This is a genomic window from Pseudomonas sp. OIL-1, assembly GCF_010669185.1.
Lineage (GTDB): Bacteria > Pseudomonadota > Gammaproteobacteria > Pseudomonadales > Pseudomonadaceae > Halopseudomonas > Halopseudomonas profundi.
Window position 1 is genome coordinate 3,106,853 of record NZ_CP048629.1, and the last position, 22,334, is coordinate 3,129,186.

Annotated in this window: 21 protein-coding genes; 8 read left to right on the forward strand and 13 right to left on the reverse strand. The window is 58.0% G+C overall.

Features of this window, described 5'->3' with window-relative positions:
* Positions 1-11: 11 nt before the first annotated feature.
* From G3M63_RS14410 to G3M63_RS14435, 7 genes are all read right to left on the reverse strand, one after another.
* Positions 12-1,427 (reverse strand): hypothetical protein, encoded by a 1,416-nt coding sequence (locus G3M63_RS14410; protein WP_178100995.1) that lies wholly within the window; start codon positions 1,425-1,427, stop codon positions 12-14.
* Positions 1,424-1,774: a hypothetical protein gene (locus tag G3M63_RS14415; protein WP_163983573.1), complete on the reverse strand. Its 351-nt coding sequence runs from the start codon at positions 1,772-1,774 to the stop codon at positions 1,424-1,426. The genes G3M63_RS14410 and G3M63_RS14415 overlap by 4 nt, the downstream gene beginning before the upstream one ends.
* Positions 1,775-2,182: 408 nt before the next feature.
* Positions 2,183-4,597, reverse strand: a complete 2,415-nt coding sequence (locus tag G3M63_RS14420) for a phage/plasmid primase, P4 family (protein WP_163983574.1) — start codon at positions 4,595-4,597, stop codon at positions 2,183-2,185.
* Complete coding sequence (locus G3M63_RS14425) at positions 4,594-4,905, reverse strand: hypothetical protein (protein ID WP_163983575.1); 312 nt, start codon at positions 4,903-4,905, stop codon at positions 4,594-4,596. The genes G3M63_RS14420 and G3M63_RS14425 overlap by 4 nt, the downstream gene beginning before the upstream one ends.
* A 10-nt stretch (positions 4,906-4,915) precedes the next feature.
* The gene (locus tag G3M63_RS19770) at positions 4,916-5,200 is read right to left on the reverse strand and encodes a helix-turn-helix transcriptional regulator (protein ID WP_371923460.1); all 285 of its coding nucleotides are present in this window, start codon (positions 5,198-5,200) and stop codon (positions 4,916-4,918) included.
* 81 nt (positions 5,201-5,281) lie between these two features.
* Positions 5,282-5,791 carry a hypothetical protein gene (locus G3M63_RS14430; protein WP_163983576.1) on the reverse strand — a complete coding sequence of 170 codons (510 nt, stop codon included), beginning with the start codon at positions 5,789-5,791 and terminating at the stop codon, positions 5,282-5,284.
* Between the two features lies 1 nt (position 5,792).
* Positions 5,793-7,124 (reverse strand): integrase arm-type DNA-binding domain-containing protein, encoded by a 1,332-nt coding sequence (locus tag G3M63_RS14435; protein ID WP_163983577.1) that lies wholly within the window; start codon positions 7,122-7,124, stop codon positions 5,793-5,795.
* 624 nt (positions 7,125-7,748) lie between these two features.
* Here G3M63_RS14435 and G3M63_RS14440 point away from each other — a divergent pair.
* The 8 genes from G3M63_RS14440 to G3M63_RS14475 all read left to right on the forward strand — a co-directional run bounded on the left by G3M63_RS14440 (position 7,749) and on the right by G3M63_RS14475 (position 15,557).
* Positions 7,749-8,720, forward strand: a complete 972-nt coding sequence (locus G3M63_RS14440) for a GIY-YIG nuclease family protein (RefSeq protein WP_163983578.1) — start codon at positions 7,749-7,751, stop codon at positions 8,718-8,720.
* Positions 8,721-9,258: 538 nt separating this feature from the next.
* Positions 9,259-10,647, forward strand: a complete 1,389-nt coding sequence (nirK, locus tag G3M63_RS14445; protein WP_178100997.1) for a copper-containing nitrite reductase — start codon at positions 9,259-9,261, stop codon at positions 10,645-10,647.
* Positions 10,648-10,836: 189 nt separating this feature from the next.
* Positions 10,837-11,277 (forward strand): DUF411 domain-containing protein, encoded by a 441-nt coding sequence (locus tag G3M63_RS14450; protein WP_163983579.1) that lies wholly within the window; start codon positions 10,837-10,839, stop codon positions 11,275-11,277.
* 33 nt (positions 11,278-11,310) lie between these two features.
* Positions 11,311-12,582, forward strand: coding sequence for an acyl-CoA dehydrogenase family protein (locus G3M63_RS14455; RefSeq protein ID WP_163983580.1), 1,272 nt, complete (start codon positions 11,311-11,313; stop codon positions 12,580-12,582).
* A 123-nt stretch (positions 12,583-12,705) separates the two neighbouring features.
* The gene (locus G3M63_RS14460) at positions 12,706-13,701 is read left to right on the forward strand and encodes a peptidase U32 family protein (protein ID WP_163983581.1); all 996 of its coding nucleotides are present in this window, start codon (positions 12,706-12,708) and stop codon (positions 13,699-13,701) included.
* Positions 13,702-13,712: 11 nt separating this feature from the next.
* Positions 13,713-14,603, forward strand: a complete 891-nt coding sequence (locus G3M63_RS14465; protein WP_163983582.1) for a U32 family peptidase — start codon at positions 13,713-13,715, stop codon at positions 14,601-14,603.
* Positions 14,597-15,100 (forward strand): SCP2 domain-containing protein, encoded by a 504-nt coding sequence (locus G3M63_RS14470; protein WP_163983583.1) that lies wholly within the window; start codon positions 14,597-14,599, stop codon positions 15,098-15,100. The genes G3M63_RS14465 and G3M63_RS14470 overlap by 7 nt, the downstream gene beginning before the upstream one ends.
* Positions 15,101-15,170: 70 nt before the next feature.
* Positions 15,171-15,557 carry a putative zinc-binding protein gene (locus G3M63_RS14475; protein ID WP_163983584.1) on the forward strand — a complete coding sequence of 129 codons (387 nt, stop codon included), beginning with the start codon at positions 15,171-15,173 and terminating at the stop codon, positions 15,555-15,557.
* Positions 15,558-16,102: 545 nt separating this feature from the next.
* Here G3M63_RS14475 and narL read toward each other — a convergent pair.
* From narL to G3M63_RS14505, 6 genes are all read right to left on the reverse strand, one after another.
* A complete protein-coding gene (gene narL / locus G3M63_RS14480; RefSeq protein WP_150301639.1) occupies positions 16,103-16,756 on the reverse strand; it encodes a two-component system response regulator NarL in 654 nt (217 codons plus the stop codon).
* Positions 16,749-18,626, reverse strand: a complete 1,878-nt coding sequence (locus G3M63_RS14485) for a type IV pili methyl-accepting chemotaxis transducer N-terminal domain-containing protein (RefSeq protein ID WP_163983585.1) — start codon at positions 18,624-18,626, stop codon at positions 16,749-16,751. The genes narL and G3M63_RS14485 overlap by 8 nt, the downstream gene beginning before the upstream one ends.
* 66 nt (positions 18,627-18,692) lie before the next feature.
* Positions 18,693-18,932 carry a cytochrome C oxidase subunit IV family protein gene (locus G3M63_RS14490; RefSeq protein ID WP_150301637.1) on the reverse strand — a complete coding sequence of 80 codons (240 nt, stop codon included), beginning with the start codon at positions 18,930-18,932 and terminating at the stop codon, positions 18,693-18,695.
* 7 nt (positions 18,933-18,939) lie between these two features.
* Entirely contained in the window at positions 18,940-19,548 is a 609-nt protein-coding gene (locus tag G3M63_RS14495; protein WP_163983586.1) for a cytochrome c oxidase subunit 3, read from the reverse strand.
* A complete protein-coding gene (locus tag G3M63_RS14500) occupies positions 19,545-21,383 on the reverse strand; it encodes a nitric oxide reductase activation protein NorD (protein ID WP_150301635.1) in 1,839 nt (612 codons plus the stop codon). The genes G3M63_RS14495 and G3M63_RS14500 overlap by 4 nt, the downstream gene beginning before the upstream one ends.
* A gap of 3 nt (positions 21,384-21,386) precedes the next feature.
* Positions 21,387-22,289, reverse strand: a complete 903-nt coding sequence (locus tag G3M63_RS14505) for a 4Fe-4S binding protein (RefSeq protein WP_163983587.1) — start codon at positions 22,287-22,289, stop codon at positions 21,387-21,389.
* Positions 22,290-22,334: the final 45 nt, after the last annotated feature.

Genomic DNA, 22,334 nt, shown 5'->3' on the forward strand with positions numbered 1-22,334 from the left:
TATTTCCTCAGTTATCCAACGAATCGCACGGGCGCTGATGCGATGGGCGTGCGGTGATTTGCGATATGCACACAGCAACCAAGCGCAGAATTGGCGAGGTCGTCGTGGGCACCTCCAGGTGCATGGTCGATAATGTCGGCAAGGCGTCCGGGGCGGCGCTCCAGAGTGCATATCTGGCCGATCAAAGTGGGGTCGTTTGGTAGCTCAATGCGGCCCGTGTTCAACATCGGCAAAGCCTCTGTATATAACTGGCTGCGGTTGTGTTCCGTGTAGATGAGCCTGATCCCGTGGCGCTGGAACTCGATGGCTGGAAATTGCCCCGCGTACCTGTCCGAGTACACTTGGCGTACCCCGTAGGCGCGCAAGATCTCAGCGTAATCTGCCGTAATGTCAGCAGGGGAGCCGCGTCGGCCCCATACGCCACAGATAACAGCGGTGTCCCCGTCCCTGTAGCCAATCGCCATCGTGAATTGATCCGCAGTTGGGGAGCTACTGCCCCCAGCAGGATCGACAAAACCAACGTATCGAACGCCAGAGCGCGGCGGCAGGATCAGCGGGCGAGTGCGAACGCAAGACTCGACGACGGCGCGGTCGATGTATGAGGAAATTCCCTCACGGAAGGCCCCAAGCCATTCTGTCTTTGCACTCTCAGGGTCATCTGCCAGCGCGTCCGCTATCACCTGGGGATCTATTGTGGGGTTGAAAAGCGTTGTGGGGCCTTTCACCACAAGAATGTCGCCGGGCTGGCCGTAGTGCTTGCGGTACTTGTCGTACAGCAGGCCCCGCTTAGCCCAAGGCGAGCTAATGCCGATCATCAGACCGCCTGTAGTGGCTAGGCCCGGCAGTGCAGCCCTATAAATCTCAACATCGTTTGCATCTGCCGACTGATCCCGAAAGAACGCCACCTCATCGAGAATGCATGCCAGTAGCGTTCTGCCACGTATGGCACGGTAATTGCTGGTGCTCACTTCAATGGTGACGCGGCTGCTCAGCTCTAAGCTTTCGGCGTTGCGCTTGTGGATCATGCCGCGCAGCACTGGAGATTGATCGAACAAGCCGTGAATGTATTGCAACGCTACTTTTGCCTGATTGCGGTCAGTCGCCAGCAAGGCAATAACGCCTGTTTCACCTGCTGAAAGCTTGGCGGTTAGTCCTTCCAATGCAGCGCCGACAGTCGCAAGGTACACGCACACAGCGGCGGCGGTATGAGTTTTGGCAGACCTGCGGCCCGCAACAACCCAAAGTTGGGAGACGCGCCGTGTAGGTGGCTCCCGGTCGCCTGCCAGTTGCTTGAACAGGGCTAGCCGGTCTTGCTCCATAGGCAAGGCGAACGCACCAGACAGAACAGCGCGCCATGCTTCCCATGAATCACCCGCAAAGGCATCGCCGAACAGCTCAGGCGTTTGCAGTGCCTCCAGAATGTTCATGGCTTGGCTCGATTGATCAGGTCAGCCAAGGAGACGTCACGCGCTTGGCGATCAAGGCCCAGCTTCGAGAAAATTCCAGACAAGGCATTGCACGATTGAACCCATTTCCCAGAGTCAAAATCACCGCCAGCGGCTAAGGCGCGCTCCTGCTCGATCAGGTGATGCTCTAGCCACAACACGCGGCTAACTAGGCTGCGTTGCTGGTAGGACAGGCGAGACGCGCCACCAAGGTCGTCAGTCAGCGCCTGCCACCTTTCGCGCATGGTCTGAGCAATACCAGTCCTGCCGTCGAGCTGGTCAAGCCAGCCTTGGGCGAAACGGTCGGGCGGGGTGGTAAGTTTTGACATATCGGGCCTATTTGCTGGGTAACTGCTACATATCTGCTTCATATTTTGGAGCTTTCCCCGTGAAACCCATATATCACGCGAGTTTGAATTGCTTTGAGATGGATAACTTATCCCTTGTGCAGGGAGCTAGCGGGCGTTGAGCGGGTGAAATACAGAGGGTAGGGGCTTGAAAATGGATGATTCGTGGGGAAAGGTTATTCACTACCATCCTGTGCCGGGTAATGCCGCGTATGCCGCGTCATCCGACATTCATTAGCCTTTCAAAAAAAACATTTATTACACCAATGCCGCTTCTTCCCCCCTTAATATTTATTTTTTGAATGGTTGGGGTATCTCAGAACACCCGGCACAAGCGGCACTAGCGGCATAAAAAAAGGAGGCGCTGGGCCTCCTGGGGGTGTTGGTGGTCTACCGGGGCAATATCTCTAGCCCGGTAATGTATTTACATTGCGAGTCTCGACGCCTGCCAAAGCCTAGCCGGGTGAGACGGTCGGTAAACGATTTCTGCTTAACCTTCTGCCCGATACCCTGATCATTGGCCCAGCAGGAAAACGAATCGTACAGGCGCTGGGATTGAACCTCGCCCGACGACACCCGGCGGCAAGTATCGTCAACGAACTGGGCCACCTGATCCGCTTCAAGCCTCCAATCATCCTTAGCCCTCCGGCTGCTTTCTGGTTCGGTAAAGCCAAAGCAGAGCGCCTGCTCGTATGCTGCCAATACCATATTCAGGATGCCGGGCAGCTCGTCAATTAGCTTCTCTTTCAGCATGGGGTCAGTCTCGCCCTTTGACGCATCAAACTTGCGGTTAAACGTCAGGATCACAGCACGGCGAAACAGCGCGTCCGAGAAGTCGCGGGTGTGGGGCATGTGGTTAGTACCGAACCAACAGGTGCTATAGGGTCGCATCACAAACGGGTCTTTGAACTTGTGCTCAACGGTTGCAGGCTCACCCGATACGATGCCCTTTAGCGCGGCGTCTGCGATGACTTCGCCTTCCCGTATCTCCGTCACGATGTTGGCCAGCTTCATGTGCAGGTGTGCGCGCTGAAAAGAACGGTCGAACTGCGAAGGCTGTACACCCGCGACGTTCTCCGGGCCTAGCAGGGCCTCCAGCAGACTGAGCAAAACAGACTTGCCGTTGCTGCCGTTGCCAATGAGCATCACGAACTTTTCATGTCGGCAATGTGTCATCAGGCTATAGCCCATCATCTGCAGAAGGCAGGCTTTCTTCTGATCGCTGTCAGTATCGGGCGCGAATATCTCGTCCAGAAATTGCGCGAACCTGGGCGCTGTCGCTGCCGGGTCAAAGTGGACGGGTATTTGCGTCGTGCGGTATGCGCTCCGGTCGTGTGGGTGCAGATCCCAGTTCCCGCTAATGCCGTCAAGCATCAGTTCGCCCGCCAGCGTGTTCACGGTCTCCGGGTCGCCTTGGTTGAACTCCAGATCCTTTGCGAATATCTCGGTCTTGAGCACGTCACCCACGCAATTGACCGTGTTAGCAGTCACGGCGGCTCTGTTCTCAAGGTGGCGCTGTACTAGCTGCTTGAACCCGCGTTCTTCCATCGGACGCCACACGCCCCGCGTCTGCCATTCGTACACAAACGGGCCAGCGGCCAGGATGTTGTCAGCACCAACAGCCGTTATGACAGCGCGGGCCAGCTCCAGGTGGTCTTCTCTGTCGTCGGTCGATTCACCCACCACAACCGCCACGGCGGCGCGCAGTGTGGTTAGCCCTACGTTGGTGTGCCGCTTGATAGCCCTCAAAAGCAGATCCGCTTTAACTGGATCAAGCCGTCTGGCCTCGCTGGCTAGCTTGCTGATCTCGTCCGGGTCTGTCTCTTCGGTCATATCCTTTGCGGCCTGCATAAGCTCGTCATAGCTCCGCAGCTTATTACCATCGGCGTCATAGCTGCGGGCAATTCCCGACAGATCCGCGCCGTTCTGCTTGGCCATTTCCGCGACACTGGCAAACGTGACGCCATGCCCCGGAGTGAATGACCGCCACTTATATTCGATAGCCTCAAAGCCTGGGTAATTGCTGCCCTTGGCGCTCCAGCTATCCGCCATATATAGCCCAGCATCAGAACCGGCGACCTTGTCATTCAGGCCCATCAGAACAGTGCACCAGTCCCCATAGCCACAGTTGGGGTCTACATAGGCCAGGATCTCGGCAACCTCACTTTGCCCTGTGACGCGCTCCACCTCGGGGGCAGTGCGGGGCAGGATAGGGCGGGGCGGTTCCTCTCCGTTGTGACGAAATACGGCATCAATGAACGCTTGGCCAGCAACCGTCAAAGCTTGCAGCGTGTCCGCCTCGTTGATATCAACCCGCTTGCCGGTCGAAGGTGGCAGGACGATTACAGACCGGCCCTCTGTTTGTGACCGGCCTGTACGGATGTCGATTTTCTCCGGGTCGCGCTCGCTGCTATATGAGGCCATGCGGGCAAAGGTGTCAGGCCCTCTCAGGAAGTAGTGGTGCGTTCCCTTTGCGGTCTGGACCACCAGTTGCGGTTCCAGGTCGAACGCCTTTTCCAGCGCATACATGGCCGCGATTGCCTCGGCACTGTCTCCATCGAGCACCAGAACTTCGTCATCAACGATGGCGCATAGCTCATGGTCAGGGTGTGCAGCCCAGTGACGCGCAATGGTGCCATGTGGGTCTTGCTCCAACTGGCGCAACCAGCTATCCCATTTGACGGCTGTTTTCTTCTTTTTCGGGTCAAGGGGTGCGACCTTAAAACCGAACTCGTACCACCAGTGGGCGGCGGCCTCGCAAGTGTCCGGCAGGGCTTCGGATAGTAGGGCGGCGGCTGCGTTCATTCTTCACCCCCGGCCAACTTCACAAGAACACGGGTGTGAGGGCTACAAAATGATCCCCCGGTAACTATGCGGTTCTGATACTCAAAAACGCCTGCTTCCACGAGTTCGTTAATCTTGGCGATCACTTCGACTCGGGTATAACCCATGTTGCGGCCTATCTCTTGAAGCTGATCAAAACGCAGAACGCGGGCGCGGTATCGCATCTCGTCATGTAGGGCGGCTTTAAGTTGATCCAGATGCAGAGTAGACTTAACGGGTGAACTTTTGGGGCTGCTTTCTTTACGGGGAGTGGCCTTTTTGTTGGTCATGGTCTGCCCCTTACTGCGCGCTGGTAGTGGATGAGTGGACATTGCTATCAATCCACGCCAAAACATCCTCTGCACGGTAACGCACATTACGGCCTAGCTTGACGAAAGACGGGCCTTCGCCAGCCCAGCGGGCGCGCTCGCACCATGCCTCGGACTTATACAGGTAGGCTGCTAGGTCTTTTTGCGTCATTAGCCGGGGCATTGCGCAAAACTGATCGGGTTGAGAAGTCGAGCTTTCGTCGCGCTGGATGTTAGCGGACATGCGCTCAGCAGTGGCGGGGTGATATGTGTTCATGCTCTGACACCTGTAATTAGTGGGTACAGGTGCCAGCTTCGGGTTTCTGCCGGTTTGACTCTGAGGGAAACAAAAGCGCCTTTATCTTTCTCCTGCGGGTTTCTTGCCGTACACCTCATAAAGAAGTTTGACAGAGGGTACTTTGCCTTCAGCTAGAAGTATCCCTGCGTAGAACCCCATAGTGCCTATTTCTGCGAAGTGTTCGCCGGGCGCATTTTTCCAGACCTTATATACTGCATCTTCGGATATAGCCCAATACTCAGCTACGCATCGGCAGGCGCTAGGTGTTTGAGCCGCGCCGTCGCGATTTTTGTCTAGATTGTTCTTCACTACCAGCCCCATCCCGTTTAGCAAAGCCACCATTCCAGCGATGATGCGGTCCCTTGCCCTCTGCTTTTGGGTTTTGGCTCTGCCTTTACCCTTAACTGATAAGCCTCTAGCTGCTTGGGCTAATATTTGCCGCGCCTCGTCCGAATAGGCGAGATATCGCAGCCCGTCTTTTGTGTCCAGCAGCTTTGCCAATGGCTCCAAATCGCGGTTTCTTTTGTATTCGGCCAATGCGTCTTCAACAAACAGTTTTTCGATTTCCATATCATGCGCTCGCTCTAAGCTGGTACACCTGCGCGCTTGGCTCCGGCTGGTTCTCCAGCAACCGCCACAGCTTTTCTAGTGCCTCCACAACCTCTTCATGCATCGCGTCATGCGCGTAGTGCTTGGCCTGTACACCGCCTAGCCCATGGCTCAGCAGACGCGCTAGCACATCGCTACTGACGCGGTAGGGGGCTTTCATCAAGCGGGTCTCGATGGTGGCGCGGATAACCTTTCCGGTGAACGCTTCGCCTTCCAGTTCGCCAGCTTCTGCCATCGCTGTGCAAACGTCGGCGGCGATGTCGCTTATATAGGAGGGGTGCATGGGCGATAACCCGCCATTGCTGGAGAACACATACCTTCCCGAGCCGGTGGAGTTGTTGATGCATTCAAGCGCCTGCGGCAGCAGGGGCACACTGTACAGGCGGGGCTTGGCTCTGCGGCCCTTGCCGTCACTCATGCGCATCATCATTGAATCGCGGTCGATGTCCGCAAGTGTTACGCGGGCTAACTGCTGCATACGTTGACCGCCGGTCAGAACGTGCAGCATCGCTATGCTGCGGCGGGGTTCCGGTAGTTCCTTAATTCGTTTCCAATAGGCACGGAACTCGGCAACGGATAGGGCGCGGTCGCTGGCGTTAGAACTCCCGGAGACCTTTTGTATTACCGAGACGGGGTTGAGGATCAGGCGCATCTCACGCATCACCTTGGGCGCTTTGACGTTGCCCCGCGCGTTGATCGCAGCGGTGAAAGCGGCCTTCATGTAACTGCGGAGCTTGTCCGCCTGCCGGGGCGATCCCTCATCGTTCAGCTTGGCTATGATCCGCACACAATCATCGATATCAATGTCCTGCGCGGGCTTGTTCCAAAGTTTCGGGAATGCCGAGGCGATATCCTTCTTTATGGCATTCTCAACATTGCGAGCGCTGATCTTGCCCGCGCTTTGCAGCATCTCGACATAGGCGGTCATCATGTCGCCAAAGGTGGTGGTGTGGGAGTCGGTAGCCTTGGCCTTTCTAGGGTCTTGGCCTAGCCGAAGCTGTGCTTCAATCTCGCGGGCCTTGTCTGCTGCGTTCTTCGCGGTAAAGCCCAAGCGCCCCAAAGTGCCAAGCGTTACCTTGAACACTTCCCGGTTAATTCGGCCTTGATAAAAGAAGGTGTACGACGGCTTACGAACCTTCTTGAGCGTGCCGCCTACCTTGGTCTCCTGCTCTCGGCCAGGGCTTACCCGAACCCCGAACCCGGTAATCTCAGCATCCCAGTAGACCGTAGCCTTATCTCCGTTGGGGCGCAGTGCTTCAACTTCGGTCTTGTTTTTCAGCGCCGGCCTGTCCATACATCACTCCCTTTTATGTAGCATTTATGTAGCGGCTCACTTTAAAACTAAGTGAGTCACCCTAGGGATTAAATGTACCTCAAGCCCAGTAAATTAGCGACTATATGATGCTACATAAAAGTTGTTCAGGGTGGGTATTAGGGACTTAAAATCCCTCGGAGGCAACTCCGTGCCGGTTCGATTCCGGCTCCGGGCACCATCTATCATTCGGGTTTCAGCCTGTTTTACCTCCCCCAGAAAAAAAGATCTCCAGAAGCGGCGCTCACCGGCCAGACCGATAAGCGTGGCGTTCGGTCGCGCTTGTCCTCGATTTATTTGCTACGCCTGCTCCCACTCTGAGCATAGTCAAGCGACATAATCCAAACTGACTTGATGGTTCAAGCGTTTAAGCTTTCGAACGGCGCTTATCTTGTACTTCTGAATTGCGGATCCAAGAAGCGTGCCTCGAGATGATCGAGCGAAACCAGAAGCCATTCGCTTTCCTATCGTAGCCGGTTTGGCTTGAGCTTTGCTTGTTGCCTCCGGCAAGGCCGATGTTTCTGGCTGACCACCTTCCTCCTTGTGTAAGGTCCCATACAGAGCAGCGGCACGAACCGCGATTATGGCTATTCATGGGAGAAATAAATGACATTGGGAAGAAGTCTTCGGCTGTTTCTGGTTGATGGTACGCCCAACGGGCTGTTGACGGCCGAGATCATGAACTGGACGGGGCATGTACTCACCGGGCCGCGCAGCAAACTCAGCGAGCTGGTACAACGGCCAGAGTGTGGCCGCACCGGCATTTACTTCCTGGTAGGCCCAGATCCGGATAACACCTTGCGACCGCTGGTTTATATTGGTGAAACCGATGATGTGGGGAAACGTCTCAAACAGCACAATCGGCCTGAAGCGCAGGGAGGCAAGGATTTCTGGGAGCGGGTCTGCCTGGTGACCAGCAAGGACCAAAACCTCACTAAGGCGCATGCGAAATATCTCGAAAGTCTATTGATCCGCAACGCCAAAGAGGTGGGTCGGTGCGGACTGGTCAACGGCACCGCACATGACTACGCAAACCTGCCGGAATCGGACCGCGCCGATATGGCATTTTTTTTGGAACAGATTCGGACGATGCTCCCGGTGCTTGGCTTCGATTTTCTGCGGGCGAGCGCCCGCTATTTGGTCGCTCCTCCTGAGCATGAGGGCGACGGGGCAGACATTTCTCCAGTCTTTGTAATGAATATACCTCGCCATGGCATTCATGCCTCTGGTCAGGAAATCGACGGAGAATTTTTTGTCTTGAAAGATTCGATGGCCCGGCGCGAGTGGATCGGCACGGAACGTGGCTACCAGTCACTCTTTCAACAACTGATTAAAGATGGGGTAATCGTCGCGGGGTTAGATGGCAACTGCAGGTTCGTTCAGGATCACAGCTTTTCTAGCCCAAGCGCTGCGGCTGCAGTCGTCGCGGGTCGTTCTGCCAATGGCCGAACGAAGTGGAAACTAGAGAGTAGTGGTTTAAGCTACGGCGAATGGCAAGACGGAAAAGTGAATGCGGCGCTCACTGATGAAACAGCTGCCAGTGCGGGAGATAACGCACGGCCGGACTCGTTCGATTGACCGGACATCCTGGGCCTGCTACTGCGCGTCCGTCACTCGCTGCAAGATGATGGAAGTCGGCAAGCTGCATTTGGTGCACTACCGGCTTGGCAACCAGGCCGAGCGCCAGCTGTGCCTGAGCGAAGAGAGCGGTGGCTGTTCCCGAATCCAATCGCGGTATGCACAGCGCTCCCGAACGATTAGTTTCCTATACCCATCGATAGGCAGCGAAAGTTTCGTATGTGCCAATGGAAGGGGGAGCCAGGATTAGGCAAGGCCCCTCGTTTTGCCCAAGGCTGTCATTGGCTCATTGCCCATCACACCGCGACAGCTCTAGCCTGCAGGTTTTGCCGCATGCGACAAACGACCGCGGCCTCGAGCCAACTACTTGCACAATGATTTGATATCCATCAAGGGTGAGCTAACTTCCTGCTTGTAGCCTGAACCTGAAGTTCGGAAGAGGGTGATGGGTCTGGAATTCAGGCTGAATGATTCGCTCTCGACCGGGCACGTTCCGACTCTGCAGTGGCAGGGTCTCACCTGATCTGGGATCGAAACTATGAGAACCTTCCTTCTCTATCTTTTTACCTTCTGCGGGCTCGTCGGGTTTGGCGCGCCTGCATTCGCTGACCACCCCGGCGATACTGCGGACGTCAAGTATGTGCCGGATGTCGTCTTTACCTTTCGAACCGATATAGCCGATGGCAAGCTGGTATATATCAGCGAAGCTGGCCCAACCAAGGGCCAGATCAATCCGGAGATGCGCGTACCCGAGGGTGCAGTGGTGCAGGTAAACGTCGTGAATGGCGATGGCGCTATCCATGATTTCGCGATACCCGATTTCAGCGTGAAATCCGACCAGATCGGTGGCAAGGGTTCGGCGACTGCGGTGGTTTTCCGTGCCAGCAAGAGTGGTACCTTTGAATACCTCTGTACCTTGCCTGGACACAAGGCTGCGGGGATGTTTGGCAAGCTGATCGTGGGTGATCCGCAGGAAACCACTGCGAGCAACTTCCCCGATCTGTCAAAGAACCCAAGCGAAGTCGGTGAGCCGGTCGGCAATCGCGAAGCGAAAGAAGTTACCTTCGAGCTGGAGACCACTGAGGTCGAAGGTCGCCTGAGCGATGGTGCCAGCTACAAGTTCTGGACTTTCAACAACACTGTTCCTGGTCCGATGATGCGTGTACGGGTAGGCGATACCGTCAACATCAACATGAAAAACTCCATCGATAGCGCCCACATCCACTCGATCGACCTGCATGCCGTGACTGGTCCTGGCGGTGGTGCTGCGGTTACTCAGGCTGCGCCTGGCCATACCAAGAGCTTCTCGTTCAAGGCTATGGCTCCCGGTCTGTACGTCTACCACTGCGCTACACCGATGGTTGCCCAGCACATCACCAACGGTATGTACGGCATGATTCTGGTCGAGCCTGAAGGTGGTCTGGACCCGGTTGATCGTGAGTACTACGTGATGCAGGGTGAGCTTTACACTGCACAGCGTCACGGTTCTTCCGGCCTGCAGGAATTCTCTCTGGACAAACTGCTCGACGAGCGTCCCGAGCACATGATGTTCAACGGTTCCATGGATGCGCTGTCTGCCACTCATAACATGGAGTCTGATGTCGGCGAGACTGTACGGATCTTCTTCGGTGTTGGCGGTCCCAACCTGGTGTCCAGCTTCCACGTAATTGGTGAGATCTTCGACCGTGTATACGATCAGGCCTCATTGACCAGCCCACCGCTGACTGACGTGCAAACCACTCTGGTTCCACCGGGCGGCGCCACCATGGTTGAGTTCGATACTGAATACCCAGGCAAGTACATTCTGGTCGACCATGCTCTGTCCCGCGCAGAAAAAGGCCTGGTCGGTATCCTGACTGTCAACGGTGAAGCTGACGCGGAGATTTTCGAAACCGAGGAGGCAGTAGACCACTCCAGCGGTCACTAACCATCTACCGCAACAAACGCGCCCCGGAACCCAGTGTTCCGGGGCGTTTTCGTTTTTGGGCTCGACCTTCCTCGGGACCGCCCACCGAGCTGTCAGCAGTCCAGAACCCTCAGTCCTTGAGCCAGATCAAGGATGCCGCATACGAGCGGTGATTGAATGACCCTGAACTCATTTAACCCGGGGCTTCCCATGTTGCGAAATTTCACTTCAACACTTGTCGCGACCCTGCTACTCGGCGCGACGGTTCCCGCCCAGGCAGCAGTGCCCGCCGAGGCGACGCTTTACAAGAACCCCGATTGCACCTGTTGCGACGAATATGCGCGTCACCTCGAACGCCACGGAATACAGGTAACCATCATTGACGACGCCAACATGGGCGAGATCAAACAGCAGGCGCGGCTGCCATACGGTCTCGGCTCGTGCCACACAATGAGCATCGGGAACTATCATGTTGAAGGGCATGTGCCCTACGACGCTATCGCCGAGCTGTTCAGACAACAACCGGCCATCCACGGCATTACCTTGCCCGGTATGCCGCAGGGCAGTCCCGGCATGCCAGGTCCGCAGCGTTCGCCCTTCGAGATCCACCAATTCACCAGCCAGCAGGCTGAACCCTTCATGACGCTGTAACCCAGCGCTGCATGCCATTAAAAAGGAGCAATTATGGATTTTGCATACAGTCCCGCCACCCAGGCGCTGCGTCTCAAGGTGCGTGAGTTTCTGGACCAGCATATCGTGCCACGGCTCGGCCAATGGCAGCGCGAAGTCGCGGCGGGCCAGTTCCCCGTCTCTTTCATGGCGGATCTCAAGGCGCTGGCCCGGGAGGAGGGGTTGTGGAACCTGTTTCTGCCATCCCTGCGTGACGACGAGCCAGGCACGCGCCTGACCAACCTTGAATATGCGCCGCTGGCGGAAATCATGGGGCGGGTCAGCTGGGCTTCGGAGGTGTTCAATTGCAACGCGCCGGATACCGGCAACATGGAATTGCTGCATATGTTCGCGACCCCGGAGCAGCGGGAGCGTTGGCTGCAGCCGCTGCTCCAGGGTGAAATCCGCTCAGCATTTGCCATGACCGAGCCGGATGTTGCGTCTTCTGACGCCAGCAATATCCAGACGTTGATCCGCCGGGACGGCGACGACTATATCGTCAACGGTCGGAAGTGGTTCATTACCAATGCATCGCACCCTGACTGCAAGTTCCTGATCGTGATGGGCAAGACCGACCCGGATGGCGAGGCGCGCAAGCAGCAGAGCATGCTTATCGTGCCTTTCGATACGCCCGGTGTGGAGCTGGTGCGCAACATCCCGGTCATGCACCACGTCTCCCCGGAGGGCCATAGCGAACTGGTATTCCGTAACGTGCGCGTGCCGGCAAGCAATTTGCTGGGTCAAGAAGGCGACGGTTTCATGATGGCTCAGGCGCGGCTGGGGCCGGGCAGGGTGCACCATTGCATGCGGGCCATCGGCATGGCCGAGTTGGCCCTCGAACTCATGGTCGATCGAGCGCAGGAACGTCGTACCTTCGGTCGCTATCTGCATCAGCACGGCAGTATTTCCGACTGGATCGCACGCTCGCGCATGGAAATTGAACAGGCTCGCCTGCTGGTTCTGAAAACCGCCTGGATGATCGATCAGAGTGGTGCGCGCGAGGCGCGTCGCGAGATCGCCATGATCAAGGCCGTGGTTCCCGCCATGCTCGGCAACGTGATCGACCGGGCAATGCAGGTGTTCGGCGCCATGGGGCTGACACCGGATACGCCCCTGGCCGACCTCTGGATCAGCTCCCGGGCGTTACGCATTGCTGACGGGCCTGACGAAGTTCACCTGCGTAGCATCGCCCGTATGGAAATCGACGCAGGTCAGGAGCGTCGGGGCAGCAGCAGCGATTATCTGACTCCACCCGATGTGCTTCGTACTGACCATAAGCACTGTTAACCCGCAACGGTGCCGACCGGCGTGTATGACGTCTGTCGAGCACCGATGCATTGACTATGATCAAGGCCGGCTGGACCAGAAAAGCGCAAAGTGGCTCGCGTTTTACATTACCAGGGAGCCACTATGCAACTGGTCTGTCCAGCAGGCAGCCTGCCCGCGCTGAAGTCGGCGCTGCGTCAGGGTGCTGATGCCATCTATACCGGTTTTCGCGACGATACCAACGCGCGGCATTTTGCCGGTCTCAACTTTACTGACAAACAACTGCAGAGCGGTGTTGATCTGGTCCGCCAGCAGGGGCGTCAGATCTATATCGCGGTCAATACCTATGCTTTGCCCGATGGCTGGGCGCGTTGGCGGCGGGCAGTCGATCACGCTGCAGATCTGGGCGTGGATGCATTGATTGCGGCTGATCCCGGTGTGCTGGCTTACGCCACCAAACACCATCCCAAGCTCAATCTGCACCTTTCCGTACAGGGCTCGGCCACCAATGCGGCAGCCTTGCAGTATTACCATGAACATTACGGCATTCGCCGGGCGGTGCTGCCTCGGGTGCTGTCATTGAACCAGGTGCGCCAGGTGGCGGAGGCCAGTCCGGTACCGGTCGAGGTGTTCGCCTTCGGCAGCCTGTGCATCATGGCGGAAGGGCGCTGCCATTTGTCTTCCTATGTGACGGGCGAATCCCCGAATCTCTGCGGCGTCTGCTCTCCCGCCAGCGCCGTGCGCTGGAATCAGGAAGACGATGTCCTGAGTTCACGCCTGAATGATGTGTTGATTGACCGCTACGAAGAGGGCGAAGCGGCCGGCTATCCGACGCTGTGCAAGGGCCGCTTCATGGTCAACGGCAAGCGTTTTCATGCCCTCGAAGAGCCCACCAGTCTGAATACGCTGGATCTGATACCGCAATTGGCGGCGATCGGCGTGACGGCGGTCAAGATCGAAGGACGCCAGCGCAGCCCCGCCTATGTCGAACAGGTGACCGGCGTCTGGCGCCAGGCGCTGGACCGGTTCGCCGCCAATCCACGGGGCTATTCGGTTGAACCTGCATGGATGCAGGCACTCGATAAGGTTTCAGAAGGCAGTCAAACCACTCTGGGTGCTTACCACCGCGCCTGGCAGTAGAGGGGAGAGCAATGAAATTAACACTGGGACCCATCCTGTTCTACTGGACGCGGCAACAGATCATGGATTTTTACGCGGACGTTGCCAGCGAGCCGCTGGATGTCATTTATATCGGCGAGACAGTGTGTTCAAAGCGCCGCGCATTGTCGCTGGATGACTGGCTTGGGCTGGCGCGCGACCTGCGCAGCGAGAGCGGTGCTCAAGTAGTGATATCAGGCCTGGCATTGATTGAAGCAGCTTCTGAACTCTCTGGTTTACGGCGGTTGTGCGACAACGGCGACATCATGGTGGAGGCCAATGATATGGCCGCGGTGCACTACCTCACCAGCAAGGGCGTCGAGTTTGTTGGCGGCTCGTCACTCAACCTGTACAACGCCCTGGCGCTACAGCAATTGACGGAGCAGGGAATGGTCCGCTGGGTGCCGCCGGTGGAGTGTTCCGGCGAGCTGATTCAGGCTGTCATGCATCAGGCAGCTGACGCAGGCTTCCTCTTGCCGGGAATTGAAGTGTTCGCCTGGGGGCATCTGCCGCTGGCCTATTCAGCGCGCTGTTTTACCGCCCGTGCTGAGAACCGGCCGAAGGATGACTGCGGTTTCATCTGTCAGGAATATCCCGATGGTCTGCCAATGACCAGCCAGGAAGGCCAACCGCTATTTACGCTTAACGGGATCCAGACCATGTCCGCCGGGGTAAGTAACCTTCTGGCCGAGTACCCCCGAATGCGTGACATGGGCATTGACGCGTTGCGTATCAGCCCCGCCTCAAACGGGACGCTGGATATCATCCGTACCTTTGACGAAGTCAGACGAGGCGCCGAGCCGCCGCTCGCAATCGACGGTTGCAACGGATACTGGTACGGCCAGCCGGGTATGTTGAGGGTAGAGGAGGCAGGTTTATGCTGAACCTGGCGAGCCTGGCATTGCGCGCAGGCGATCCCATACTTCCATTGAGTCGGCACGTGCCCTTCACAATCCAGCGGCTGGTGATTGAAAAGGCCATGGCCCGGATATTCGCCGAGCCGGTTGCCGACGGTGATTTTGACTGTTTGCACGGACGCTGGTTGCGCCTGGAGGTGACAGATCTCGGCCTGGCCTGGAATGTGACCCGCACGGACAAAGGCCTGCGCCTGGACAGGAGCGCTCCGACAGATCTGTGTATCCGCGGAAACTGGCGCGAATTCCTGCTACTTTCCAGCCGTCAGGAAGACCCGGACACGCTGTTCTTCCGTCGTAGGCTGATTATTGAGGGTGACACCGAGCTTGGCCTGGAAATAAAGAATCTGATGGACAGTCTGGATTCTGATCGTCTGCCGCCGCGGTTGTGGCAACTGATTCAGTGGCTGGGGGCCGGAGCGTCCGGAATTGACCCAGGTCAAGGAGGGGCCCAGCACCCAGCATGACAATGGCAAGGGTCTGTTGGCACTTCGTCGCGGCCGCGATGAAACGTCAACAGACCCTTTGGAGGTTCTAATGTCTGCTACAAAAAATTCCCCGCTTATCTATTCCTGCTCGGGCTGCTCCAACGTGGCGCAGCTCGCCAATACGCTTGCTCTGCGGATCGATCGCGCCGGGATTGCCGAGATGTCCTGCATCGCTGGCGTTGGCGGCAAAGTCGCGTCCCTGGTAAAAACAGCGAAATCGGGCCGCCAGGTAATAGCGGTGGACGGCTGCAAACTCCAGTGTGCCAAAGCCTGTCTGAACAATGTCGGCGTCGAACCCGAGATTCACGTTTTACTCAGTGATTTCGGTGTACGTAAACGATTTGGTGAAGATTGCACGCCAGAGCAGGCGGACGAGCTGGAGGTGCAGATTGTCGAGCGGATTCAGAACAGTCGTGCCCAGGATGAGGCTGTCTGATCTTAGGGGCCGGAAGCGGGAACTCAAAAATGCTGAGCTGAAACTCCGCAGCCAATCGCCCGCCGCCTGTCAGGACTCCGCAAGACGCCGTGAACCCATCCATGGGGGCTTGACGAAAACATCCCTGTTTTCGACACTTGCTCCATCCTGACAGTCGGCGGGCTTGGCCGAGCATCGGCGTGGTCCGGAGTTTAAAACCGTTTTTTGTTTCCGTTTGGCAGCTCAAAACTCTGGGGCGGAGCGGGACGACAGGGCTGCGATGACCGTCCGATGACAGGAATGTCATCGACGAGCTTACAGGGACGTACTTGCAGCGTGTCAGCGCGGCCCTGTCGGCTCGCGGAAGCTGACTCAGAACTCTCCAACTCACATCGCTGCGATAGCTGAGCTCGGAAGACAAACCCAGCAGATGATTGCTTGTCGTGAGTGTTTTCGCTGCCGTGACCGATAGTAGTCGTCCGTCGGCGGGTTAGCTGTAGCTGAGAAATTGGCGTAGCGCAGGCGCGCTACACCCCCAGGATGGGCGAGTGCACTGGATTCACTCTCTAGGCCAGGTTCTGCTCTACCACCCATACCGCGGCTTCAGTCCGTGAACGCATGCCCAGTTTGTTCAGCACACGTTTGACATGCACCTTTACCGTACCTTCGCTGATGTCCAGCTCACGGGCGATCATCTTGTTACTCTGGCCCTTGGCGATCTGGCGCAGTACGTCCCGCTCTCGCCGGGTAAGGTGAGCCTGGGGTTCGGAGGCTTCAGCCTCGGGCCGGTTGCGGATAGCGTCAGCCAGTATCATGGTCAGTTCTGCGCTGAGTGCCAGTTTGCCGCGCGCGGCAAGCCGTATCTGTTCTACCAGTTGGTCTGCGTCCATATCCTTGAGCAAATAACCGTCGGCACCGCTGCGCAGCGCTTCAAGTACGTCGTCGTGATCATCGGATACGGTGAAAAAGATGATGCGCGCATCGATCTGTTCGCGACGCATCTGCCGCAGAATGTCCAGCCCCCCCATTCCCGGCATGTTGAGATCAAGCAGGATCAGGTCAGGCTCGAGTTCATGGGCGAGGCGGATGGCTTCAACGCCATTGCCGGCTTCCCCGGCGGGATCGAGATCAGGCTCCATGGCCAGCAGGTCACGCAGACCGCGGCGCATCATGGGGTGATCGTCCACCAGCAGAATCCGGATGCTATCTGTTTCATTCATGTGCAGCGTGTTCCCTTGGGACAACGATTCGATAGTCTGGCGGGAAATTCACCAGGATCTTGGTTCCGCCAGCTTCTCTTCTGTAAATGTGGAGCGTACCGCCCAGGCTGCTGGCACGTTCGTGGAGAATGCTCAGCCCGTAGTGACCTTCGGGCGAGGTGGTTTCGGCGATCCCGATACCATCGTCCTCGACCTGTACCGTCACGATCCCCTTGTCATGCTGCTTCAGCTGGATCCAGCACTGGCCGGCCTGCGCATGCTTGATGACATTGCTAAGCGCCTCGCGGGCAATCTGTAGGCAATGGACCTCTTCGTTGGGCGAAAGCGGGCAATGGTCAAGTTGGTAGTCCAGCGTGATGTGTACGCCGGAGTTGCGGCTGAATTCCTTCACAGTGGCCTGCAGCGCCGGTTTCAGGCCGGGCTCGTTAACCTGTATGCGAAAGGTCGTGAGCAGCTCGCGCAGTTGGCGGTATGCCGCAGCGAGACCTTGTTCTATCTGCTCGCGCGTCTCAGCCAACTCGCTCGGTCCGCAGCCGTTCTCGACCTGCCGCTTGAGCCTGGCCAGTTGCAGCTTCTGCGCTGAAAGCGCTTGAGCGAGCGAATCATGCAGCTCACGCGCGATCACCGCACGCTCTTCCATAAGGGCCAGACGTGCCTGCTGCTGGCCAAGATTCGCCAGGCTCATGGAGGCTGCGTACAAATCAGCAAGGGTAACCAGCACCTGCTCCTGCCATGCCTGAAGCGGCTCGCCGACTGGCTGCTCGACACGCAAACTGCCCAGGTGCGTCGATCCCTGGTGCAGCTCGAAGCTGATCAGCCGATCCATGCACTCCAGCCCTGAATCAGCCAGGTCCGCCGGGCACTCGGCGCAGCTGGACAACTTGCAGTAATGCGGTGGCTCGCTGCCCTCGGAGGTAACCGCGGCGTAATTACCGCCGCCGGCGCCGCTATTCAGGCAGAGGGAAACCGGGCCGCAACCGAGGGCCTGCCGTACGGCTGCGAGCGAGCGGGCCATCATGCGCACCGGATCCTCCGGCTGGTTGTAGAGCGTTCGGGCGCTCTCGAAAAGCAGGTGCAGCGCGGCGTTGGTGCGGGTCAGTTCCGCGGTCTTGTCGTTGACCTTGGTCTCCATGTCCGCGTAAAGACTTGCGAGTTCTTCATTCATTTTGTTGAGGGTGCTGGCGAGCAGGTCCAGCTCGGTTCCGCTGCCCGGTCTTATTCGACCAGTGAAATCACCGCGGCTTACCTGATGGGCGAGGGCGGTAAGCTGGCGCAAGGGGGTGGCGAGGTGCTTTCGCAGATCGAGAATAAGCGCACAGGTGCTCAGCAGGACAACCAGCAGCGTTCCCAGCTGCACTCTTTGAATCATCGCCAGATTTCGTTCGGAAAGACGCTGCAGGGTCGCGACGATGCCATCCAGCAGGTTCACGAACACGGGTACCTGCTCCCCCAGCGATTGTATTTGTGGCGTCTTGTCGACGAGTAGTGGTCGCATTCCCCGTTGCCAGTGATCGACCACCGCCGCATGCAAGGCGGGCAGCGCGGAGGCGCGATGCCGATCCATTGCGGCCTGCAAAATCGGAGACTCAAGGGTCGCCTGCATCTTCTCGACGTGGGACTGCAGGCGCGCAGAATCGGCGTCTGCCGTCGCCGCGAGTCGCCAGGCTTGCATGCGCAAACTGCCGGCAACGTTGATCGCCTCGGCATCGCCTTCCAGTGCGCTGGTCACATAGCTGTTGCCGAGTATGCCCAGCAGGGTTATGCAGATGATAATTGCACAGGCGATGATGGCTCTGGATACGATTGAATGACGTGGTTTCGTGTCTGCAGTCCCGGATACGTCAGTAGATTGTATGGTGTCTTGAGTCATGTTCTATCTTGCGCGAATGAGCGGTGGCTTAACACAGGCAATCTCAGCGGTGCATCTCCCGTGCATCTACAGGAACATCGCCATGCTGGCGAGGATAGCAACCAGCCAGCCGCTGACAATGGCGCGGAACAACTTCGGGCCCTGGGCCAATCCCATGAAATGGTCGATCAACCATTGGCCCTTGATCGCGCTCAGGAGAATGATCGCCCATAGCAGCCAGCTCCCTTCGGTGAAATGCCCCAGCCACCAGCCAAGCCCGGTGAGGGCAAGCAGTGCCAGCCAGCTGTGTGTCAGTTTAGTGGTCATGCATACCTCACGGCAGTATATAGAGCAGGGGAAACAGCATCAGCCATACCAGATCCACCATGTGCCAGTAGCTGGCAGCTGAGTCCGCCGCCATCCGGCGCGCTTCGGGAGTCTGATACACGCCGCGCTGCCAGCGTCGGGCGACCACCAGCAGAATCACCATGCCCAGCAGCACGTGCATCATGTGAAAGAACGTCGTGAAGAAGTAGAAAAAATAGAAGGTGTCGGTGCGCAGGTTGTACCCGGCGCTGAATAGCTGAACGTATTCGACACTTTTGATCACGACGTAGAAAACACCGCTGCCCGCGCCGGCATAAAACCACCCTGGTAGCCTGGACAGTCGGCCGGCACGCATATCGGCAACACCGCGAGCTACCCAGTAACTTCCCGTGAGCAGGGCCAGGGTATTGATCAACCCGGCTTCCGGGTGCAGGGTGGCCACCCCCGCGCTGAACATGTCGGGCCAGTTGCCGCGGGCGAAGGCCATGCCGCTAAGCAACAGAGCAAAAACCGCCAGTTCGGCAAAGATGAAAAACCACATCGCCAGGTCACCGGGTATCTCCTCTTCTGTCGCGACATTGCCCAGCGGTAGATGTATCCGCTCCCGTGCGTTCATGGCGTGCGTCCAGTCAATAACAGATAGAGTTGAGGCAGCAGTGCTGGCAGGTCGGCTGCCTTTTGCAGGAGGTGGAAACGCTGCGGGCCGAACAGGTAGGGCAGATAGTCAGCGGCTTCCTGGTCGATAGTCACGCAGAAGGGCTCAAGGCCGGCACGGCGCGCCTCAATCAGTGCGTGACGGGTGTCTTCCATTCCGTAGCGACCCTCATACAGGTCCAGATCGTTTGGCTTTCCATCGGTCAATATCAGCAATAGCCGCTGCTCCGCCGGCTGCTCCCTGAGGATTTCGGTTGCCTGACGGATGGCTGCGCCCATGCGCGTGTAATAGCCGGGGCGCAAAGCCTGGATACGGCCATGTATCGGCGCACCCCAGGGCTCGGCAAAGTTCTTGATCAGGCTGTAGCGCACGTGATCGCGCCGGCGCGAGGAAAATCCGTACATGGCGAAGGAGTCGTCGCCGGCATCCAGGGCCTCACCGAGTAACTCCAGGCTGTCCCGGACCACGTCGATGACCTGGTGTTCGTTATCAGCATAGGCCTCGGTAGACAATGAAAGGTCAGCCAGTACCAGACAGGCGAGGTCGCGTTGTTGCGGCGATTGTTGGCGCCACAATGCCGGTTGGGCGTTGGCTTCGCCGCGTTGGCGAGCAGTGGCGAAATTGATGCATGCCTCCATATCCAGCAGCGGGCCAGTAGCCTGGCGCTTGTTCCAGCCTTGCTGCGGGCGCAACGCCTCGAAACGGCGACGCAATTCACCTGCCAGCGGTTGCAGGCGTGAGGGCAGCGCACAGGGCACGGCATTTTTCGGCAGCATGGGTATCACCTTGCAGTGCCGGGGTATCAGCTGCTCCTTGCGCCAGTCCCATTCGGGCAGGAGACGACCCTCTCCCAGCGGGATGTCGTCCTCGGCGGCGGAGGGCAGGTCCAGATCCAGACGCAGTCGGGACGCGCCGGCATCGCCATGGCGCGACAGGCTCAGGTGGTCCAGGTCTTCGGCGACGCGATCAGCTTCATCGTCTTCACTGTCGTCGACGGTACGGTCCACGGGTACAAACTCGGACCAGGAAAAAAGGCTTTCCAGGCGGAATACAATCAGCCCGTCGCGTCCGTCTATGTCATCAATAAATTCTGCACGCTTGCGTCCTTTACCTTCCTTGGGTTTGGGCGCGCCAGTGCTGGTGCCGTCGTTGTCATCGGTACGCGACACGGCGGCCTGATCCTGATGCAGCGCCGGGTACAGCCACAGCGGCACAGGAAGTGGATCGCCATCGGCCGCGGGCAAGTTTTGCTGACTACCCGGTTCAAGAATAGCCGCCTGCAGACAGCTTTCACGCTGTGCCTGCGTGCTGGACAAGGTGTGCAACGATGGACGGATCGAGACCAGTTCTGCCGCCAGGCGCTCATACAGCGACGCCAGCCCCGGGAATCGTTCCAGCGTGGCGGCGACCTGGTTCTGGTTCCATACCAGCCAGTCGCCTGTAGCGGGCGCGCCGCTCTGGCTCGCCAGCGCCACCAGCCATAGATACAAGTCGTTATTCAGCTCGACGGTCGGGTAAGTCTGGATCACGGCCGGCAGGCGTACGCTATCGTGGTCGCGCCAGGCCATCGCGTACTGTCGGCCAGTCCCGGCGATCTTCTCAAGCCAGTGGCGCGGCGGTCGGAAGGCGCGCTCGGTAGCGGCCTTGATTACCAGACCAGGATCGCCGCCCAGCGCGCGGAATACCATGGCCAGCCGAGGACCCTGGTCCTCAAGGCGAACCTGAGCTTCGGGATAGCTGGTGCGCGCCAGGCGCGTAACCAGATTGTGCCAGCGCATGCCTACGAGTTCTTCCATCGTTCAGTCCTTCTCGATCACGTGGATTTTGGTACTGGGTTGCTTGTCCATGAGGAGGGCGTCATCGCCACTGGTCCAATGGAGAAGCGAACCGGCGGGGTTGGCGGCCTGAACCTGTGAGCAGGTCTGGACACACACTCCACACTGAGTGCAGGTAATCTTGTGACGCTTCATGCCGCGTGGCGGCAGGCGCATTGGGCATGCCTTGTCACAGGCATTGCAGTCGCGGCAATCACGGGCGCGTTCGCGCTTGAAACCGATCACCATGGCGCGGCTGTTCACCGCCCAGATCAAGCTCTGGAAGATGCCCACGGCGCAGCCGTACTTGCAGAAATAATGCCGGGCCAGGGCAAACTCGATACAGAACAGAGCGGTGCCGATACCGATGAAAAACCAGTGCCAGGTCGGCAGATTCAGACTTGCCAGACCTGTCCACAAAGGTATCGGCGGTACCAGGTAGCTCAACAGCGTGATGGCCCAGAGTGCCGAGCCGCCCAGCACCATCAGGGTCATGACCAGGCGCGCGCCGGCCCGTCGGGGGGCAGAGGGCTTTTCCCAGACAGAGCGCCGGCCAAGCCAGCGGGCCATCAGGCCGTCGATCCATTCGACCATCGAAAAATGCGAACATAGCCAGCCGCAATACAGGCGCCCCCAGCGCCAGACTACCCAGAGCAGCACGCCCAGGGTTAACAGAATGGGCAAGCCCAGACGCAGCAGCAGGTGCAGGGTGATGGAGGCGGGATCAAGAGCACTGGTCTGGGGATCAAGCCCCAGGGTCCAGTCCATGGTCAGAAAAACAAAATGGCCCCTGCTTAGATCGAGACGAAACAGATCCAGTACAGGTGCCACAAGAAAGAGGATAAAAAAGGCACTGCGACTAATCCGGCGAAGCGTTGCTAGCATCATGTTGTCTCCGCCTTCAGTCAGGTTGATGAGTAGGTGGTGCTGGCA

What these genes read in the sequence shown, in the direction of transcription:
- G3M63_RS14465 (WP_163983582.1), top strand. Translation starts at nt 13,713, where the DNA reads ATGAAATTAACACTGGGACCCATCCTGTTCTACTGGACGCGGCAACAG.
- nirK (WP_178100997.1), top strand. Translation starts at nt 9,259, where the DNA reads ATGAGAACCTTCCTTCTCTATCTTTTTACCTTCTGCGGGCTCGTCGGG.
- G3M63_RS14425 (WP_163983575.1), bottom strand. Translation starts at nt 4,905, where the DNA reads ATGACCAACAAAAAGGCCACTCCCCGTAAAGAAAGCAGCCCCAAAAGT.
- G3M63_RS14440 (WP_163983578.1), top strand. Translation starts at nt 7,749, where the DNA reads ATGACATTGGGAAGAAGTCTTCGGCTGTTTCTGGTTGATGGTACGCCC.
- G3M63_RS14430 (WP_163983576.1), bottom strand. Translation starts at nt 5,791, where the DNA reads ATGGAAATCGAAAAACTGTTTGTTGAAGACGCATTGGCCGAATACAAA.
- G3M63_RS14410 (WP_178100995.1), bottom strand. Translation starts at nt 1,427, where the DNA reads ATGAACATTCTGGAGGCACTGCAAACGCCTGAGCTGTTCGGCGATGCC.
- G3M63_RS14460 (WP_163983581.1), top strand. Translation starts at nt 12,706, where the DNA reads ATGCAACTGGTCTGTCCAGCAGGCAGCCTGCCCGCGCTGAAGTCGGCG.
- G3M63_RS14420 (WP_163983574.1), bottom strand. Translation starts at nt 4,597, where the DNA reads ATGAACGCAGCCGCCGCCCTACTATCCGAAGCCCTGCCGGACACTTGC.
- G3M63_RS14475 (WP_163983584.1), top strand. Translation starts at nt 15,171, where the DNA reads ATGTCTGCTACAAAAAATTCCCCGCTTATCTATTCCTGCTCGGGCTGC.
- narL (WP_150301639.1), bottom strand. Translation starts at nt 16,756, where the DNA reads ATGAATGAAACAGATAGCATCCGGATTCTGCTGGTGGACGATCACCCC.
- G3M63_RS14470 (WP_163983583.1), top strand. Translation starts at nt 14,597, where the DNA reads ATGCTGAACCTGGCGAGCCTGGCATTGCGCGCAGGCGATCCCATACTT.
- G3M63_RS19770 (WP_371923460.1), bottom strand. Translation starts at nt 5,200, where the DNA reads ATGAACACATATCACCCCGCCACTGCTGAGCGCATGTCCGCTAACATC.
- G3M63_RS14415 (WP_163983573.1), bottom strand. Translation starts at nt 1,774, where the DNA reads ATGTCAAAACTTACCACCCCGCCCGACCGTTTCGCCCAAGGCTGGCTT.
- G3M63_RS14450 (WP_163983579.1), top strand. Translation starts at nt 10,837, where the DNA reads ATGTTGCGAAATTTCACTTCAACACTTGTCGCGACCCTGCTACTCGGC.
- G3M63_RS14485 (WP_163983585.1), bottom strand. Translation starts at nt 18,626, where the DNA reads ATGACTCAAGACACCATACAATCTACTGACGTATCCGGGACTGCAGAC.
- G3M63_RS14435 (WP_163983577.1), bottom strand. Translation starts at nt 7,124, where the DNA reads ATGGACAGGCCGGCGCTGAAAAACAAGACCGAAGTTGAAGCACTGCGC.
- G3M63_RS14500 (WP_150301635.1), bottom strand. Translation starts at nt 21,383, where the DNA reads ATGGAAGAACTCGTAGGCATGCGCTGGCACAATCTGGTTACGCGCCTG.
- G3M63_RS14505 (WP_163983587.1), bottom strand. Translation starts at nt 22,289, where the DNA reads ATGATGCTAGCAACGCTTCGCCGGATTAGTCGCAGTGCCTTTTTTATC.
- G3M63_RS14495 (WP_163983586.1), bottom strand. Translation starts at nt 19,548, where the DNA reads ATGAACGCACGGGAGCGGATACATCTACCGCTGGGCAATGTCGCGACA.
- G3M63_RS14490 (WP_150301637.1), bottom strand. Translation starts at nt 18,932, where the DNA reads ATGACCACTAAACTGACACACAGCTGGCTGGCACTGCTTGCCCTCACC.
- G3M63_RS14455 (WP_163983580.1), top strand. Translation starts at nt 11,311, where the DNA reads ATGGATTTTGCATACAGTCCCGCCACCCAGGCGCTGCGTCTCAAGGTG.